General features: G+C 35.9%; 19 protein-coding genes and 1 riboswitch. Of the genes, 14 read left to right on the top strand and 5 right to left on the bottom strand.

Translation table 11 applies throughout. The features are described 5' to 3' along the window. Positions 1 to 12 precede the first annotated feature (12 nt). The 6 genes from KI356_RS03405 (at position 13) to KI356_RS03380 (ending at position 4,153) form a co-directional block, all read left to right on the top strand. Positions 13 to 792, top strand: a complete 780-nt coding sequence (locus tag KI356_RS03405) for a transporter substrate-binding domain-containing protein (protein WP_212934800.1) — start codon at positions 13 to 15, stop codon at positions 790 to 792. A 36-nt stretch (positions 793 to 828) separates the two neighbouring features. Beyond that, positions 829 to 1,488: an amino acid ABC transporter permease gene (locus KI356_RS03400; protein ID WP_212934799.1), complete on the top strand. Its 660-nt coding sequence runs from the start codon at positions 829 to 831 to the stop codon at positions 1,486 to 1,488. Continuing rightward, a complete protein-coding gene (locus KI356_RS03395) occupies positions 1,481 to 2,203 on the top strand; it encodes an amino acid ABC transporter ATP-binding protein (protein ID WP_128280998.1) in 723 nt (240 codons plus the stop codon). Before KI356_RS03400 ends, KI356_RS03395 begins: the two co-directional genes overlap by 8 nt. Positions 2,204 to 2,303: 100 nt before the next feature. Further along, positions 2,304 to 3,272: an aromatic acid exporter family protein gene (locus KI356_RS03390; protein WP_128280999.1), complete on the top strand. Its 969-nt coding sequence runs from the start codon at positions 2,304 to 2,306 to the stop codon at positions 3,270 to 3,272. Between the two features lie 16 nt (positions 3,273 to 3,288). Further along, positions 3,289 to 3,849, top strand: a complete 561-nt coding sequence (locus KI356_RS03385; protein ID WP_212934798.1) for a L,D-transpeptidase — start codon at positions 3,289 to 3,291, stop codon at positions 3,847 to 3,849. Positions 3,850 to 3,913: 64 nt separating this feature from the next. Next, a complete protein-coding gene (locus KI356_RS03380; protein WP_002122370.1) occupies positions 3,914 to 4,153 on the top strand; it encodes a DUF3894 domain-containing protein in 240 nt (79 codons plus the stop codon). A gap of 90 nt (positions 4,154 to 4,243) precedes the next feature. Here the strand turns inward: KI356_RS03380 and prli42 are convergent, their stop codons facing one another. After that, on the bottom strand, positions 4,244 to 4,336 hold the full coding sequence (gene prli42 / locus KI356_RS03375) for a stressosome-associated protein Prli42 (protein WP_000549036.1): 93 nt from the start codon (positions 4,334 to 4,336) through the stop codon (positions 4,244 to 4,246). A gap of 310 nt (positions 4,337 to 4,646) precedes the next feature. On the opposite strand from prli42, the gene KI356_RS03370 reads away from it, so the two are divergent. Both KI356_RS03370 and KI356_RS03365 read left to right on the top strand, forming a co-directional pair. After that, positions 4,647 to 5,192 (top strand): GNAT family N-acetyltransferase, encoded by a 546-nt coding sequence (locus tag KI356_RS03370; protein WP_128281001.1) that lies wholly within the window; start codon positions 4,647 to 4,649, stop codon positions 5,190 to 5,192. A 127-nt stretch (positions 5,193 to 5,319) separates the two neighbouring features. Beyond that, complete coding sequence (locus KI356_RS03365) at positions 5,320 to 6,438, top strand: tripeptidase T (protein ID WP_002122364.1); 1,119 nt, start codon at positions 5,320 to 5,322, stop codon at positions 6,436 to 6,438. Positions 6,439 to 6,489: 51 nt separating this feature from the next. Here KI356_RS03365 and KI356_RS03360 read toward each other — a convergent pair whose 3' ends face one another. Next, complete coding sequence (locus tag KI356_RS03360) at positions 6,490 to 6,690, bottom strand: hypothetical protein (RefSeq protein ID WP_128281002.1); 201 nt, start codon at positions 6,688 to 6,690, stop codon at positions 6,490 to 6,492. 142 nt (positions 6,691 to 6,832) lie between these two features. Between KI356_RS03360 and KI356_RS03355 the strand changes: the two genes are divergently transcribed. Beyond that, a complete protein-coding gene (locus KI356_RS03355; RefSeq protein WP_212934797.1) occupies positions 6,833 to 8,071 on the top strand; it encodes a DNA polymerase IV in 1,239 nt (412 codons plus the stop codon). Between the two features lie 41 nt (positions 8,072 to 8,112). On the opposite strand, the gene KI356_RS03350 is transcribed toward KI356_RS03355, so the two are convergent. The 3 genes from KI356_RS03350 to KI356_RS03340 all read right to left on the bottom strand — a co-directional run bounded on the left by KI356_RS03350 (position 8,113) and on the right by KI356_RS03340 (position 12,697). Next, positions 8,113 to 8,814, bottom strand: a complete 702-nt coding sequence (locus KI356_RS03350) for an MgtC/SapB family protein (protein WP_128281004.1) — start codon at positions 8,812 to 8,814, stop codon at positions 8,113 to 8,115. Positions 8,815 to 9,042: 228 nt separating this feature from the next. Next, entirely contained in the window at positions 9,043 to 11,748 is a 2,706-nt protein-coding gene (gene mgtA, locus KI356_RS03345; RefSeq protein WP_212934796.1) for a magnesium-translocating P-type ATPase, read from the bottom strand. A 331-nt stretch (positions 11,749 to 12,079) separates the two neighbouring features. Further along, positions 12,080 to 12,247: riboswitch (M-box (ykoK) riboswitch) on the bottom strand. Positions 12,248 to 12,445: 198 nt separating this feature from the next. Further along, positions 12,446 to 12,697, bottom strand: coding sequence for a DUF3932 family protein (locus KI356_RS03340; protein WP_212934795.1), 252 nt, complete (start codon positions 12,695 to 12,697; stop codon positions 12,446 to 12,448). A gap of 188 nt (positions 12,698 to 12,885) precedes the next feature. Between KI356_RS03340 and rnz the strand changes: the two genes are divergently transcribed. The 5 genes from rnz (at position 12,886) to sdaAA (ending at position 16,262) form a co-directional block, all read left to right on the top strand. Beyond that, positions 12,886 to 13,803 carry a ribonuclease Z gene (gene rnz / locus KI356_RS03335; RefSeq protein ID WP_212934794.1) on the top strand — a complete coding sequence of 306 codons (918 nt, stop codon included), beginning with the start codon at positions 12,886 to 12,888 and terminating at the stop codon, positions 13,801 to 13,803. 527 nt (positions 13,804 to 14,330) lie between these two features. Then, positions 14,331 to 14,516 (top strand): hypothetical protein, encoded by a 186-nt coding sequence (locus KI356_RS28110; RefSeq protein ID WP_128281007.1) that lies wholly within the window; start codon positions 14,331 to 14,333, stop codon positions 14,514 to 14,516. A gap of 5 nt (positions 14,517 to 14,521) precedes the next feature. Then, on the top strand, positions 14,522 to 14,659 hold the full coding sequence (locus tag KI356_RS28105) for a hypothetical protein (protein WP_164881559.1): 138 nt from the start codon (positions 14,522 to 14,524) through the stop codon (positions 14,657 to 14,659). 46 nt (positions 14,660 to 14,705) lie between these two features. Then, positions 14,706 to 15,365, top strand: coding sequence for an L-serine ammonia-lyase, iron-sulfur-dependent subunit beta (gene sdaAB / locus KI356_RS03325; RefSeq protein WP_128281008.1), 660 nt, complete (start codon positions 14,706 to 14,708; stop codon positions 15,363 to 15,365). Positions 15,366 to 15,383: 18 nt separating this feature from the next. Next, positions 15,384 to 16,262 carry an L-serine ammonia-lyase, iron-sulfur-dependent, subunit alpha gene (sdaAA, locus tag KI356_RS03320; RefSeq protein ID WP_000489450.1) on the top strand — a complete coding sequence of 293 codons (879 nt, stop codon included), beginning with the start codon at positions 15,384 to 15,386 and terminating at the stop codon, positions 16,260 to 16,262. Positions 16,263 to 16,298: the final 36 nt, after the last annotated feature.

Here is a 16,298-nt window from a genome sequence, read left to right as displayed (position 1 = left end):
GGGGGAAGAAAGATGAAGAAGTTATTATCAATATCGTTTGCACTTATTTTAATTGTAAGTATGTTCAGCGCATGTAGTAATGGGGAAGAAAAGGCTACTGGAAAAAATAAAAAAGTACTTGTTATGGGGACTTCAGCAGATTATAAACCATATGAATACGTGGAAGCTTCAAAAAGTGATGAAATTATCGGTTTTGATATTGATGTTGCTAAATATATCGGAAAAGAACTTGGCTATGAAGTGAAAGTGAAAGATATGGATTTTGGTGGTTTATTAGCATCTCTTAGCTCAGGAAAAGTTGATTTCGTAATGGCAGGTATGACGCCAACTGCAGATCGTAAAAATAATGTTGATTTCACAGATATTTATTTTGTTGCGAAAAACATGGTCGTTTCTAAAAAGGATTCTAATATTAAATCTGTAGAGGATTTAAAAGGGAAAAAAGTAGGGGTACAAACAGGATCTATTCAAGAAGAAAAGGCTGCAGAATTTAAAAAACAAGTAGATTTCAAAGTTGAGGGACGTGACCGTATACCAGAAATCGTACAAGAAATTAAAGCTGGTCGTTTTGATGCTGCAATTATAGAAGACACAGTTGCTAAAAATTATTTAGAGAAAATGAAAGATTTACAAGGAATTGAAATTAAAGAAGCGCCAGAAGAAGTTGGAGCAGCAATTGCCCTTCCGAAAAACAGTGATAAAACAGCAGAATTTAATAAAGTAATTAAAAAAATGCAAGAAAATGGAGAAATGGATAAATTAGTGAAGAAATGGTTTGGCAGCGAAAAATAAGCTGCCTTTCACTTTTCTGTGAGGGGAATGAAAAGAATGAACTTAGATTTTTCGGCGATTACGCCTTCGATACCGTATATATTAAAGGGCTTAGAAGTTACATTGAAAATTGTAGCTGCATCAGCTGTGGTAGGATTTATTTTAGGGATGTTATTAGCGCTTTGTAAAATTGCTAGAATACGAGCATTAAATATTGCAGCAGATATTTATACATCAATATTTCGTGGTACACCACTTGTATTGCAATTAATGATTATTTATTTCGGTGTTCCGCAAATGATTGGGTATGAGATACCAGCCTTTTTAGCAGCTGTACTAGCATTTAGTTTAAATTCAGGTGCATATATGTCAGAAGTAATTCGTGCCGGCATTCAAGCGGTTGATAAAGGACAAACAGAAGCGGCTATGGCTTTAGGGGTTCCTTACGGAAAAATGATGAAAAATATTATTTTTCCTCAAGCTTTAAAAAATATATTACCAGCACTTGTAAACGAGTTTGCGACTCTTACGAAAGAATCGGCTGTAGTAACTGTAATTGGAGCGACAGATTTAATGCGTCGTGCGTACATTGTAGGCGGTGAAACGTTTAAATATCTTGAGCCATTACTATTTGTTGGACTGATTTATTATATGCTAGTCATTATTCTTACATTAGTCGGGAAAGCCATTGAAGGGAGAATGAAAAAAAGTGATTAAAATTGAAAACCTTCATAAGTCATTTGGGAAAAATGAAGTATTAAAAGGAATTACGACAACGCTTGAAAAAGGAGAAGTTGTTGCAATTATCGGGCCGTCGGGATCAGGAAAATCAACATTTTTACGTTGTATGAATATGTTAGAAGCACCGACAAATGGTCACATTTGGATTGGAACGGAAGAAGTAACGAACCCGAAAACGAATATAATGCATGTTCGTGAAAATGTCGGAATGGTATTTCAGCATTTTCACCTATTTCCTCATATGACGGTATTAGAAAATATTACGTATGCTCCTATTAATGTAAAAGGAGTAACGAAGCAAGAAGCGGAAAAGAAAGCAGAGAAACTTTTAGAAAAAGTAGGATTATTAGATAAAAAAGATACGTATCCGAATCGCCTTTCAGGAGGACAAAAGCAACGTGTAGCAATTGCAAGAGCGTTAGCGATGGAACCGGAAGTTATGTTATTTGATGAACCAACATCTGCGCTAGATCCAGAAATGGTGAAAGAAGTATTAGAAGTTATGAAATCATTAGTTACGACAGGAATGACGATGGCAATCGTTACACATGAAATGGGATTTGCAAAAGAAGTGGCAGATCGTGTTCTTTTCTTAGACGGAGGAAAACTTGTAGAAGATAGTCCACCAGCAGAATTTTTTGCAGCACCAAAAAGTGAACGTGCGCAACAATTTTTACAAAAGATATTGTAATATGAAAAGGTTATGTGAATAATAAGTAGAAAAGGGTGACATTGTGTCATCCTTTTTTTATACTAACTTTAAATACATTTATACATATAGGAGTAATGATATGTTTAAAATTGGATATCGTACAGTCAAAACAGCGCTTGGAACAGGGGCAGCGGTTTTTCTTGCTCAGTTATTAGGATTAGAATTTTATAGTTCAGCGGGTATTTTAGTTATATTATGTGTACAAAATACGAAGCGTAAATCGCTTCAAGTATCGTTACATCGTTTTTTAGCTTGTGTATTATCGATGGTGTTTGCGTTTTGTATTTTTGAAACGATTGGCTATACACCACTTGCGATTAGCGTATTACTGCTTACCTTTATTCCGACTGCGGTTATGTGTAAAATTCAAGAGGGTATCGTCACGAGTTCAGTTATCGTTATGCATCTGTATTCATTAAAGCAAATTACATGGACTATAGTTGGTAATGAAATTGCTATATTGACGATAGGAATTAGTGTGGCTCTATTAGTGAACATGTATATGCCAAGCAGTGAAAATAAGCTAAGAGAGTATCAGGATACAATAGAAAGTAATTTTAAAACGATTTTGTTTGAAATGGTTGTTTATTTACGAAATAGAGAAAGTAGTTGGAGCGGGGCAGAACTCATCGAAACCGAGAACATGCTAAATGAAGCAAGAGATTTATCGTTTAAGAAACTTGAGAATGCATTTATGCGAGAGGATGACTATTACTATCGTTATTTTAATATGCGCATGCAACAATTCGAAATTTTAGAGCGAATGATACCATTAGCAGCGTCATTATCTTGGACGTATGAACAAGCTGATATGATTGCAGACGTAATTGAAAATATAGGGAATTCTATTCGTCCTGAAAGTACAGGGGTCATTTCGTTAAGACAACTTCAAGAAATGCGAGAAGTATTTAGAGAAATGCCTCTACCAGTCTCGCGAGAAGAATTTGAAATACGTGCAAAACTCGTTCAACTTGTTTATGAGATGGAGCAATATTTACTCATTAAAAGTCGTTTTAAGGGAAAGGATAATATAAAAGAACTTATTTAGAAGGTAGGAATTATATATGCCGTATCTTCTTTCTTTATTATTATGTTTTTCTTTATCGCCGATTTGGCCTCTTGGTGATAATCCACGTGCTGGAGATCCTTTTATAATTGTAAATAAAGCGACGAATAAACTAGCGTATATTGACGATGGAAAGATTCAAAAGGTTTTTCCGGTAGCTACGGGGAAAACGAATGAATTAACCCCAGAAGGAACTTTTGATATTGTAATGAAAGCGAAGGATCCGTATTATATTGCAAAGGATATTCCGGGGGGATCGCCAAAAAATCCACTTGGATCAAGGTGGATGGGATTTAATGCAAGAGGTACTGATGGGAGTAAATATGGAATACACGGGACAAACCAACCCAGTTCAATTGGAAAGTATATTTCACAAGGATGTATAAGAATGAAGAAAAACGATGTGGAATATTTATTTGATCGTATTCCAATTGGAACGAAAGTATCGATTGTGAAATCGAAAAAAACATTTCAGCAATTGGCGAAGGAAAAAGGGGCCATAGTATTTGGAAAAGTCAACGAAACGGTTGGCTTTTTTCTTTTCTATAAGTTGTCTTGACATGTGTACATAACCATGCGTTAATGAGAATATATAAAGATAATTAAGTAAAGGGGTTGCTCATATGTATTTGAATCCAAAAATTTCTTACATGCAGTTTTGCATTGGTTTTCTATTTGTCATTACATTCATATTAGCAACTTTTAATATATGTTCTTACGTTGTAGCGATTGTATTTATGGCATTACTCAATCTTACTTTTGTTATTGGGGCATTTCAGCAGAAACAATATACAAGCTTTGTAATAGCACTTGTAATGGCTTTTTCCTTTAGTATTGTAGCAATTGTAATATATATAAAATAAAATGTTCATTACAAGATAGACTATCTCGATTTCGAGATGGTCTATTTTGTATGTGTAAGCAGTAAAAAAAGGACGAGTAAATCGTCCTTTTTACCAAAACATACTTGCGCCAGTAAGTAGTGTTGTTACAAGCATAGAAATTAGCATTATATAAACCATAATTTTTTGAGCTTTTTTATGCATCGTTAAACCTCCTTGCAAATCAGTACAAATTTTATCCCGCTATTTGCAGGTAGTAAGAGTCTCACCTCAAAATTCGGCGAATGCGGGGAAGTTAGGTAGGAGATCAACTATCCCTAAGCGCCCGATTGGTTCAACTAATTAAAGTTTCACTTTATTGTAACGAGAAATGGATTTGTGGACAAGGGGAGATAAATGACAAATTTCGAGAAATCTGTGTAAAGTATAACAGGAAATTTGTGTGTGTGTAGAGAATATATTAAAAGATAGAGTACTAGTTTTTTGTTATGCAGGCATGAAGGATGGAGATACGATGATGAAAATATACGAAACAGATCGTTTACATTTAAGAGAAATTGATGAGTCGTATGCGGAAAAAGTTCTTCAATATTACGACAAAAATCGTGAATTTTTAAAAGCGTGGGAAGAGTATAGACCGGAGGATTTTTTCACGTTAGATTATCAAAAGAAAAAGTTACAAAAGGATAGAAAAGAGTTCGCGGAAGGTAAGATCATCAGGCTTTGGATTTTTAAAAAGGGTGATGATACAAAAATTATTGGATGTATTTCATTTAATCTAATTGTTCGCGGAATTTATCAATCTTGTGTACTTGGATATAAATTAGATAAGGAAGAATTGAATAAAGGTTACACAACAGAAGCGCTTAGAAAAGCAATTCAAGTTACCTTTGAAGAATTTCATTTACATCGTATAGAAGCACCAATTATGCCACGAAATTTAGCATCTATACAAGTAGTGACGAAGATAGGATTTCAATATGAAGGTGTATCTAGGAAGATGTTAATGGTAAATGGCATCTGGGAAGATCATATGCGCTGGGTATTGTTAAACGAGTAATAGGAGGCAGATGGGTATCTAGATGTGTTAACCATCTGTTTTTTGTCTTGTATTTCGAAACTTTTGCGAAATTCTGTTATAATTAATGTTGTTACATACATAATGGTAGTGCAGGAGGCGCAGTCTTATGATTAATCAAGAACGTTTAGTAAATGAATTTATGGAGTTAGTACAAGTGGATTCTGAAACAAAATTTGAAGCAGAAATTTGCAAAGTGTTAACAGAGAAATTTACTGCTTTAGGTGTAGAAGTATTTGAGGATGACACGATGGGTGTGACTGGTCATGGTGCAGGTAACTTAATCTGTACTTTACCAGCAACAAAAGACGGTGTTGATACAATTTATTTCACTTCTCATATGGATACAGTAGTTCCTGGTAATGGAATTAAGCCTTCTATTAAAGATGGATATATCGTATCAGATGGTACTACAATTTTAGGAGCCGATGACAAAGCTGGATTAGCATCTATGTTTGAAGCAATTCGTGTCTTAAAAGAGAAAAATATTCCTCATGGTAAAATTGAATTTATTATTACAGTTGGAGAAGAATCTGGTCTTGTTGGTGCAAAAGCGTTAGACCGTGAGCGTATTACAGCAAAATATGGTTATGCATTAGATAGTGATGGAAAAGTTGGTGAAATTGTAGTTGCAGCGCCAACACAAGCGAAAGTGAATGCGATTATTCGCGGGAAAACAGCTCACGCTGGCGTAGCACCAGAAAAAGGTGTATCTGCAATTACTATCGCAGCAAAAGCAATCGCAAAGATGCCGCTTGGTCGTATCGATTCTGAAACAACTGCAAATATTGGACGTTTTGAAGGTGGTACACAAACAAATATCGTTTGCGATCATGTTCAAATCTTTGCAGAAGCTCGCTCTTTAATAAATGAGAAAATGGAAGCTCAAGTTGCAAAAATGAAAGAAGCATTTGAAACAACTGCAAAAGAAATGGGTGGTCATGCAGACGTTGAAGTAAACGTTATGTATCCAGGATTTAAGTTTGCTGCTGGCGATCACGTTGTAGAAGTTGCGAAACGTGCAGCTGAAAACATCGGTCGTACGCCTTCTCTTCACCAAAGTGGTGGCGGAAGTGATGCAAACGTAATCGCAGGACATGGTATCCCAACAGTTAACTTAGCAGTTGGTTATGAAGAAATTCATACAACAAATGAAAAAATTCCTGTTGAAGAATTAGCGAAAACAGCAGAATTAGTTGTAGCTATTATTGAAGAAGTAGCGAAGTAAGTAATAAAGTAAAAAAGACGTGTGAACCAATTATGGTTTACACGTCTTTTTTTATTTTGATTCAATTGCTTTCACAAGGCGGATAAGCCAATATAGGAAAATCCATGGCAGTATATAGGTTGTTACAATACCTAGTAAACGAGGGAGAAGTCCAGCTGTATTAATATTAAAAATGGGGAGTAGTAAGTAATTAATTAAGATGATTAATATAATAATGAGAAAGGTATAGTTAAGTTTACTATTTGATTTCATAATAAGTCACTCCTTTTACAATAATATCCATCTTCTGTATTAAGTATAGCAAAAATAAGGATAAAAAGAATAAGTGATTATTATATTGTACATGAATTTGATATAATGAAGGAACAAACGTTCTTTGAAAGGGGTGAGTATTATGCGAGAAATGTATCCGAAAAATGGACGTGTTATTTTACATGTAGATATGAATTGTTTTTTCGCATCTGTTGAAATTGCTCATGATTCATCATTACAAGGAAAGCCATTAGCGGTTGCTGGAAATGAAAAAGAGAGAAAAGGAATTATTATAACGTGTAGTTATGAGGCGAGAGAATATGGAATACGTACGACGATGCCTCTTTGGGAAGCGAAAAGGTTATGCCCACAATTAGTTGTAAGGCGTCCTAATTTCACATTATATCGCGAAGCATCATTTCAAATGTTTCAAATCCTTTCCCGTTTTACAGAAAAAATACAACCAGTTTCTATAGATGAAGGGTATTTAGATATTACAGATTGCTATGCGCTCGGTTCGCCTCCTGAAATAGCGAAGATGATTCAACAAGCGTTACTAACAGAGTTACAGCTTCCATGTAGCATCGGAATCGCTCCAAATCTTTTCCTAGCAAAGACAGCTTCAGATATGAAAAAACCTCTTGGTATTACAGTACTTCGAAAACGTGATATCCCAGAAATTATTTGGCCACGATCAGTTGCAGAGATGCACGGAATTGGAGAGAAAACAGCTGAAAAACTAAAAGACATTCATATACATACAATTGAACAGTTAGCAAAAGGAGACGAGCATATCATTCGTGCTAAAATTGGAAAGCACGGTGTTGATTTACAAAAACGTGCAAAAGGTATGGATGACAGGGAAGTTGATCCGAATCAAATGGGACAACATAAAAGCGTTGGAAATTCGATGACTTTCTCAAAGGATATGGATGAAGAAAAAGAATTACTTGATATGTTAGAAAGATTATCGAAATCAGTAAGCAAAAGGTTACAAAAACGAACTCTCGTTAGTTATAACATTCAAATTATGATTAAATACCATGATCGTCGCACAGTAACACGGAGTAAACAATTGAAAAATGCAATTTGGGAAGAACGGGTTATTTTCCAAGCGGCATCCCGTTTATGGAAGCAACACTGGGATGGTGATTCTGTTCGTCTGTTAGGTGTTACGGCTACTGAATTAGAGTGGAAGACAGAATCGGTAAAACAGTTAGATTTGTTTTCATTTGAAGAAGATGCGAAAGAAGAGCCGTTACTTGCTGTTATTGATCAAATTAATGATAAGTACGGAACACCTATTTTACAGCGAGGTAGTCAATTATTACGTAAGCAAGAGAAGTCGTTTCAGCAAAAATTAGAAAATAAGTTTATGTAGAAGGTGTCATGAAATAGTAAATATCATGACACCTTTCATATTTAACTCGCTTCTAAATCTAATGAAGTTTTCCAACCGGCAGCAGTAACGCCAGATTCTAATAACATTCTACTTACTATCTTTTCAATTAAGACAGCTGCATTTGTTTTGCAATGTAATGTAGCTTGTATACATACTTTTTGATTAGGAGTAACATCTTCACTATACAATTCTTTTAAACCGAGACCTTCTGAACTTACCATGTGCATGAGTAAGAAACGAATATGTGCTTCATTTTCTTCTGAACAAGTAAGAGAAAGGAAGTAGTTTGTTTGTTCAGGTGATTCTTCTTTTGATTTTTTATTCATAAAGAGAGCGATCGGGCGAAGGAGTATATTTGCTAGTAAAACGCCGGCTGCACCTAGCATAGCCGCAACGAGGAAGCCAGCACCTGTAAGAGTACCAACGGCAGCTGCACACCATAAAGTTGCTGCTGTATTTAACCCTCTAATACTAAAACCGTCACGAATAATAACACCGCCTCCTAAAAAGCCAATACCACTAACAACTTGAGCGGCGATGCGTGATGGACTAGCATCATGATCAAGCATGACGGATAATAAAACAAATATACAGGCGCCAAGTGATACGAGAGCATTTGTCCGCAAACCAGCCATCCGGTGTCTCCATTGTCTTTCCATTCCGATGCAAGCTCCTACAATAATTGCTATAAATAACCTTAATATGATGTCATACCATATCATCATGGTCACCTCCATACATATAAGTACATGTTATATTTTTAAGAATGAGTGAGAAATACCCACCCATTCTCATTTTTATCCCGCATTAACGGGCAGTAAGACCCCCAGCTCAAAATTCAGCGAAAGCAAAGAAGTTAGGTGGGGGTCGGGCTGCCCGTAAAAGCCTGATTGGTGAAGGCTAATAATCAGTGGGGGATGAACAAAACCCCCACTGATTAAAGTTTCACTTTACAACCAGCTATGAAATTTTTTAATATAAAGTTTTTTCAGGAATTGTGTTAAGAAAGCATAACCTAATAATATTCCTACTAACCAAGGGAAGTAGCTTAGTGGTAATGCTTGTAAACCAATTGCTGCACCAAGTGGTGAGAATGGAATATAAATTCCGATTGCCATAATACAAGCGGTTAATAAAAGAACTGGTATTGATGCTGTACTTTGAATGAACGGAATCTTCTGTGTTCTGATCATATGGACAATTAATGTTTGAGTTAGTAACCCAACGACAAACCAACCAGATTGGAATAGTGATTGTTCTCCAGGTGTATTTGCACCGAATACATTCCACATGACAACGAATGTGATAATATCGAATATGGAGCTAATTGGACCGATGCAAATAATGAAGTTACGCAAGTTTGCAGTATCCCATTTTCTAGGCTTTTCTAAAAATTCCTTATCCATTTTATCCCATGGAATTGAAAGCTGTGAAATATCATAAAGTAAGTTTTGAATTAATAGATGAATTGCAAGCATGGGTAAGAATGGAATGAAAGCACTTGCCACTAATACACTAAATACATTTCCGAAGTTAGAGCTAGCTGTCATTTTTATATATTTTAAAATATTGCCGAAAGTAGTGCGTCCTTCTAAAATACCTGCTTCTAATATAGTTAAACTTTTTTCAAGTAGAATAATATCGGAAGATTCTTTTGCAATGTCAGTAGCAGTATCAACAGATATTCCAACATCAGCATCACGTAGTGCAACGGCATCGTTAATACCATCCCCCATATAACCTACAGTATGACCATTACCTTGCAATACGCGAATGATGCGGGACTTTTGCATTGGATTTAGTTTTGCGAACACTGTTGTTTCTTCTGCCAGTTTCGCTAATGCTTTATCTGGTAAAGAATCAATTTCGTAACCGAGGACAGGCTCACCTATATTTAATCCCACCTCTTTACAAACTTTTCTTGTAACAATTTCGTTATCGCCCGTTAAAATTTTCACTTGTACGCCGTGTTTATGCAATGCTTGAATTGCAGAAGCAGCAGATGGTTTAGGCGGATCTAAAAAGCCGATATATCCAGTAAGGATCATAGCGGATTCATCTTGTACTGCATAAGCTTTATGATAAGGTTTGTTATCTTTCTTGTATGCTACAGCAATGACACGCATTCCTTCACTGTTTAAAGTTTCGCTAAGATGTTTTACATTTGCTCTCATTTCTTCAGTAAGAGGGACAATTTGCCCATCCACTTCAGTGTAATTACAAATTGATAAAATTTCTTCTACGGCACCTTTACAAACCATTGTCTGTTCACCTGAAATATCTTTCACGATAACAGACATGCGACGACGAGCGAAATCGAATGGAATTTCATCTAGCTTTTGAAAAGTTGATGGATCAAACTTATGGTTTTCCTCTGTATGTTCAATGACAGCTTTATCTATTAAATTTTTTAATCCAGTTTGATAGAAGCTATTTAAATAGGCAAATTGTAAGACGCGATTGCATTCATTTCCATTAGGATCTAAATGACGAACAAGGACGACTTTATCTTCTGTTAAAGTTCCAGTTTTATCCGTGCAAAGGATGTTCATAGCACCTAAGTTTTGAATAGAGTTTAGCTGTTTTACAATTACCTTTTCTTTAGACATGTTCACGGCACCTTTAGCTAAATTAGCAGTTACAATCATTGGTAACATTTCAGGTGTAAGACCAACTGCAACGGCAATAGCAAAGAAGAAGGCTTCTTGCCAATCTCCTTTTGTGAATCCATTAATGAGAAGGACAATGGGTGCCATAATAAGCATGAATGTGATTAAGAGCCAACTTACTTTGTTTACGCCTTTATCAAAGCTTGTTTCTGCACGTTTTCCGATAACCTTTTTTGCTAAAGAGCCGAAATACGTATCCGTACTAGTTGAAACAACAACAGCTTTTGCGCTACCGCTAACAATATTTGTACCCATAAAGCAAAGGTTTTCCATATCGAGCGGATTGTAATTTTTTTTCATGTTTTTCGGTAATATGTGTTTATTTTCCGTATGGTAGCAGTTCTCGTATTTTTCTACAGGAAGTGCTTCCCCTGTTAAAGAAGATTGATTAACAAATAAATCTTTTGCGGATAAAATACGCACATCAGCTGGCACGATATCACCAGCTGAAAGTGAAATAATATCGCCAGGTACAAGTTCTTCAATTGGAATTTCCATTGTATGATTACGATTTAAATTCGTTACGTTTTTTGTTTCGTGTACAAATCCATCTATTCTAAAGACACTCGCAGTTGTTCGAACCATAGCCTTTAACTTATCCGCCGCTTTCTGAGAGCGGAATTCTTGTAAAAAGCGAATCGTTGCACTTAGCAGTACCATTACAGATACAACAATTGTTCCTTGTATGTCATCTGTGAAAAAAGAGAGTGCTCCAAGAGCCAATAAAACAAAAATAAATGGATTTTTAAATGCCAGCAGAAATTGAATATACCACGGCAATGCTTTATTATGAGCAATTTCGTTCGGACCGTATAAAGAAAGTCTACGAGACGCTTCTTGTTTAGAGAGTCCATCTTGTGTTGTTTCTAAGAGTTTTAATGCAGAGTTTACATCCTGTGTTGCAACTTCCACTAATAATTCGTTATTTGCTTTCATGCTATCTTGATCGTAAGCATGCTTCGTTTCTTGTCTTTGTAAATTTAACATTGGTAGTTCCTCCTTTGTCATGAAGGAGGAAACAATCTGTTACTCGACTATTTAAAATTAGGAGGAACAGCTTCTTTCCTACCTACATGATGAAATATTAACGTAAAACATATGGGTATCTGGGCCGAATCATCACTTGCCACTGTTCCTCACCTCCGTACAATTTAATAGTTTCTGAATATGCTATGTTTGTTTCATAGTAAGGTGCATAAAGACGTAAAAAGACCTTTACTCACAACGAGTAAAGGTCTGAATTCGCAGTCAAAAAGAGTCAACAACAAAGACTGTTAGTAAACATATATAAAAACAGTTTTTGTGTATGACAAAACATACGCACCTCTCCCTCGTTGAGTTTTAGCACTGTATAGCATAGGTACTGAAACCAGCTACGTTAAAAAAGGCCTTCATTCCGACCTTTCCTGTTGACCCATTGGCGTCTCTCGACATTTTTGGGCAGCAGCGTTTCTCTATACAGGAGCCTCACCTAACAGAGACCATATTCAATTACATGTTGAATGTAGCACTGAAATTTTGTAATGTCAATATCTTTTTAATCTATTTTTTTGAAAAATTAAATAGATTTATGATGGCTATATAGTAGGAAATAAGGGATGTTTTTTGTAAATAAGGTGGGAAAATAAATGTTTTAATGGATATAAATAAAAAAGCACTGTAACCAGTGCTTTTTTATGTTAAATTATGAGATTGTAGGATTTTCAAAAATAACAATTTCTGAGCTACTAGTTGTTGAAACGCGTTGTGCGTAATATGTTAAAGCTGAAGAAATATATGTTGGTAACGTCTCATTTGTATGTGATGTTGTATATTCATGAATTAATTCTTTTAAAGTCGTCCATTCTAGTTGTGCTGGGTGATCAGAAACGAAAGAACTTACCCAGCGATCAAATGAAGATGAAAAATCAGTTTGTAAACGAAATACTTCTTTCATAATAAAACGCTCCTTTAAATGTGGTACAATCATTTTAACATAAAATGCGAACGATGGATAAAATTTTTAAGTATAACGTTCGTGTTATATAGTTGTCTAGATGATTGGTTATATAAATTCAATTTGCCATTTGAAATAACATTCCGTAAGATGAAAGATAGATTATATAAAGAGCTGGAGGAAAGAAAGTGGAATTTGTATTTTTAGGAACTGGTGCAGGTGTTCCTTCAAAAGGAAGGAATGTTTCAGCAATTGCTTTGCAATTGTTAGAAGAACGAGGACAGACTTGGTTATTTGACTGTGGTGAAGCGACGCAACATCAAATATTACATACGTCTGTACGTCCGCGCCGTATTGAAAAAATATTTATTACGCATTTACATGGCGATCATATTTTTGGATTACCTGGTTTATTGGGCAGCCGTTCGTTTCAAGGTGGAATAACACCGTTAACAGTGTACGGGCCAAAAGGAATTAAACAATTTATTGAAGTAGCATTATCGGTAAGTACGACACATGTCAAATATCCACTTGAAGTTGTTGAGATAGAGGAAGAAGGCACCGTGTTTGAAGATAATGAGTTCTATGTGGAAACGAAAAGACTTTCACATGGCATTGAATGTTTTGGATATCGTATTGTAGAGAAAGATATACAAGGAGCACTTTTAGTCGATAAGTTGCTGGGAATGGGTGTGAAACCGGGTCCAATCTTTAAGCGTTTAAAAGATGGAGAAGTAGTTGAATTAAAGAATGGTACGATACTAAATGGAAAAGATTTTATCGGTCCGCCTCAAAAGGGAAGAATTATTACCATTTTAGGTGATACACGATATTGCGAAGCAAGTAGAGAGCTAGCACAAGATGCTGATGTACTTGTTCATGAGGCAACTTTTGCGGCAGAAGACGAACAACAAGCGTATGATTATTTCCATTCCACATCTAAGCAAGCTGCGAGTATTGCACTTCAAGCAAATGCGAAACGATTAATATTGACTCATATTAGTTCTCGTTATCAAGGAGATACATATAAGGAATTATTGGAAGAAGCAAGGGAGTTATTTTCTAATACGGAAATAGCAACGGATTTGAAATCATTTCCAGTATAAAAATAATAATTTCGTGAAAAAATGGTGACATCGGTTTACCATTTTTTTATTTCTAAAAAAAATTTAAAATAAAACTGTTATCATTTCATACTTATACTTGGATAATACAGAAATTTATAATGGTTTGAGTATATAAGGTGAAAATACATTATAACGATTATGTAGAAAAACTGTTATATAAGAAGATGTACGTACAAGTAATACAAAGGGGAAAAGAAGAATTTTATTCAGAAATTTTAAAATTCAATAAAAGTAAGCGTTTTATAAAAAACGAGCTATAATGAGGGCACATTATAATTTACATCATACGTGTTAGCCATTTTTTGTAACAAACGAAATTGACTAAACAGTGAGAGAGCAACATGGAGATTATTAAAGGAAAGATATTACTATTATTTGTACTATATCTTTTTCCACTCTTTAGTTTTAAAGCGCAAACGGTATGAAAGCGATAGGATCTTTAGCAAGTGTAGCTGTTGCAAGTTTCTTAGTAGAAGTTTTTCAATTATACGTTGGTGGAGATTTAATTGGTATACCATTCTTTAAAAGAAGTCGAAAAATCAGTAGGTAGTCTAAGCAGAGTAGTGGGGGCAACTTTAGTTACATTAGTAATGGGTGTACCACCTTTTTATGCTATGCTTGTAGGGGCTTCTGTGTTAAACTTTGGATTGCTACCAGGATTTATTGCTGGTATTTTATATCATTTTAAATGAAAGTAATGCTATATTTCTTACGCACTATGGTATCTGGTATTATTTCAGGATATATTGGTTCACTTTTATTCAAAAACTATCCAATTCGTACAGCGGAGCAAATTCGTGGTACGGCTGGAAAAGCAACAGATGCGGTAGCTTAATAGAATAGTAGAAAATAATTTTCATAGAGGTTTAGGGGGAGTTATAATGAAGTATCGCTCGGTATTTGATATTATTGGTCCAGTTATGATTGGTCCATCAAGTTCACATACAGCAGGGGCAGCAAGAATGGGGCAAGTTGCTCGCCAGCTGTTTCGTCATGAACCAGAGAGAGTTAGCATTTCATTATACGGATCATTTGCAAAAACGTATCGTGGGCACGGTACGGATGTAGCGTTAATCGGTGGAATACTTGGATTTGAAACGGATGATTTACGTATTCCAAGCGCGTTAGACATTGCAAAAGAACGCGGAATTGAAGTGGAATTCATTGAAGAAGATGCAAATGCTCCGCATCCGAATACAGCGAAAATTCGTCTGTATAAAGGTGAAGAGGAAATCGAAGTTGTTGCATGTTCTATTGGTGGTGGTAAGATCGAGGTTGTAGAGTTAAACGGCTTTGATCTGCAATTATCAGGAACGAGTCCAGCACTTCTTATTGTAAATAACGATCGCTTTGGTGCTATTGCAGCAGTAGCTTCAATCCTTGCGAAACATGAGATTAACATTAGTACAATGAGTGTTTCTCGTAAAGAAAAAGGAAGAAGAGCACTTATGGTCATCGAAACAGATGAATTGTTAGCAGATGAAGTGATTAAAGAGATAAATGAGCAACAAAATATTTGTCAAGTAACCATTATGGATTAATTGCAGGGGGGACACACCATGTTTCGGAACGCAGCGGAACTAGTGGCGCAAGCTAAAGAACAAAATGTAAAAATTGCAGAAATTATGATTCAATGTGAAATGGCAACAAGAAGTATTTCACGTGAAGAAGTAATTGCTGGTATGGAAAAGAACTTAGTCGTGATGGAACAAGCAGTAGAACGCGGTATTCGCGGCGTGAAATCACCGACTGGTTTAACTGGCGGTGATGCTGTAAAAGTTCAAACGTATATGAATAGCGGAAAAGGGTTATCTGGAGATACGATTTTGGATGCTGTGAGTAAAGCGGTCGCAACAAATGAAGTAAACGCGGCGATGGGAATCATTTGTGCAACACCAACAGCAGGTTCTGCTGGAACAGTGCCAGGCGTACTGTTTGCACTGAAAGGAAAATTACAGCCGACACGTGAAGAGATGATTGAATTTTTATTTACAGCAGGAGCTTTCGGTATGGTTGTTGCGAATAATGCTTGTATTTCTGGTGCTGCAGGAGGATGTCAAGCTGAAGTAGGTTCAGCAAGTGGGATGGCAGCCGCAGCCGCAGTTGAGATGGCTGGTGGAACACCAGATCAAGCAGCTACAGCGATGGCGATTTCATTAAAGAATATGCTTGGTTTAGTATGTGATCCTGTTGCAGGGCTTGTAGAAGTACCTTGTGTAAAACGTAATGCAGCAGGAGCTGCGAATGCCATGATTTCAGCTGATTTATCATTAGCTGGTGTAACTAGTACAATTCCATGTGATGAAGTCATTGAGGCAATGTTTAGAATTGGACAAACGATGCCAGTAGCACTTCGTGAAACAGCAGAAGGTGGACTTGCAGCAACACCAACAGGTCGTCGTCTGCAAGAAGAGATTTTTGGTAAGAGTAATAACTAAAAGCATATCATATGATTAAAATAAAAAACGGAGCTC

The organism is Bacillus hominis, assembly GCF_018332515.1.
Taxonomy (GTDB): domain Bacteria; phylum Bacillota; class Bacilli; order Bacillales; family Bacillaceae_G; genus Bacillus_A; species Bacillus_A hominis.
This window is presented reverse-complemented; position numbering and strand designations above follow the sequence as displayed.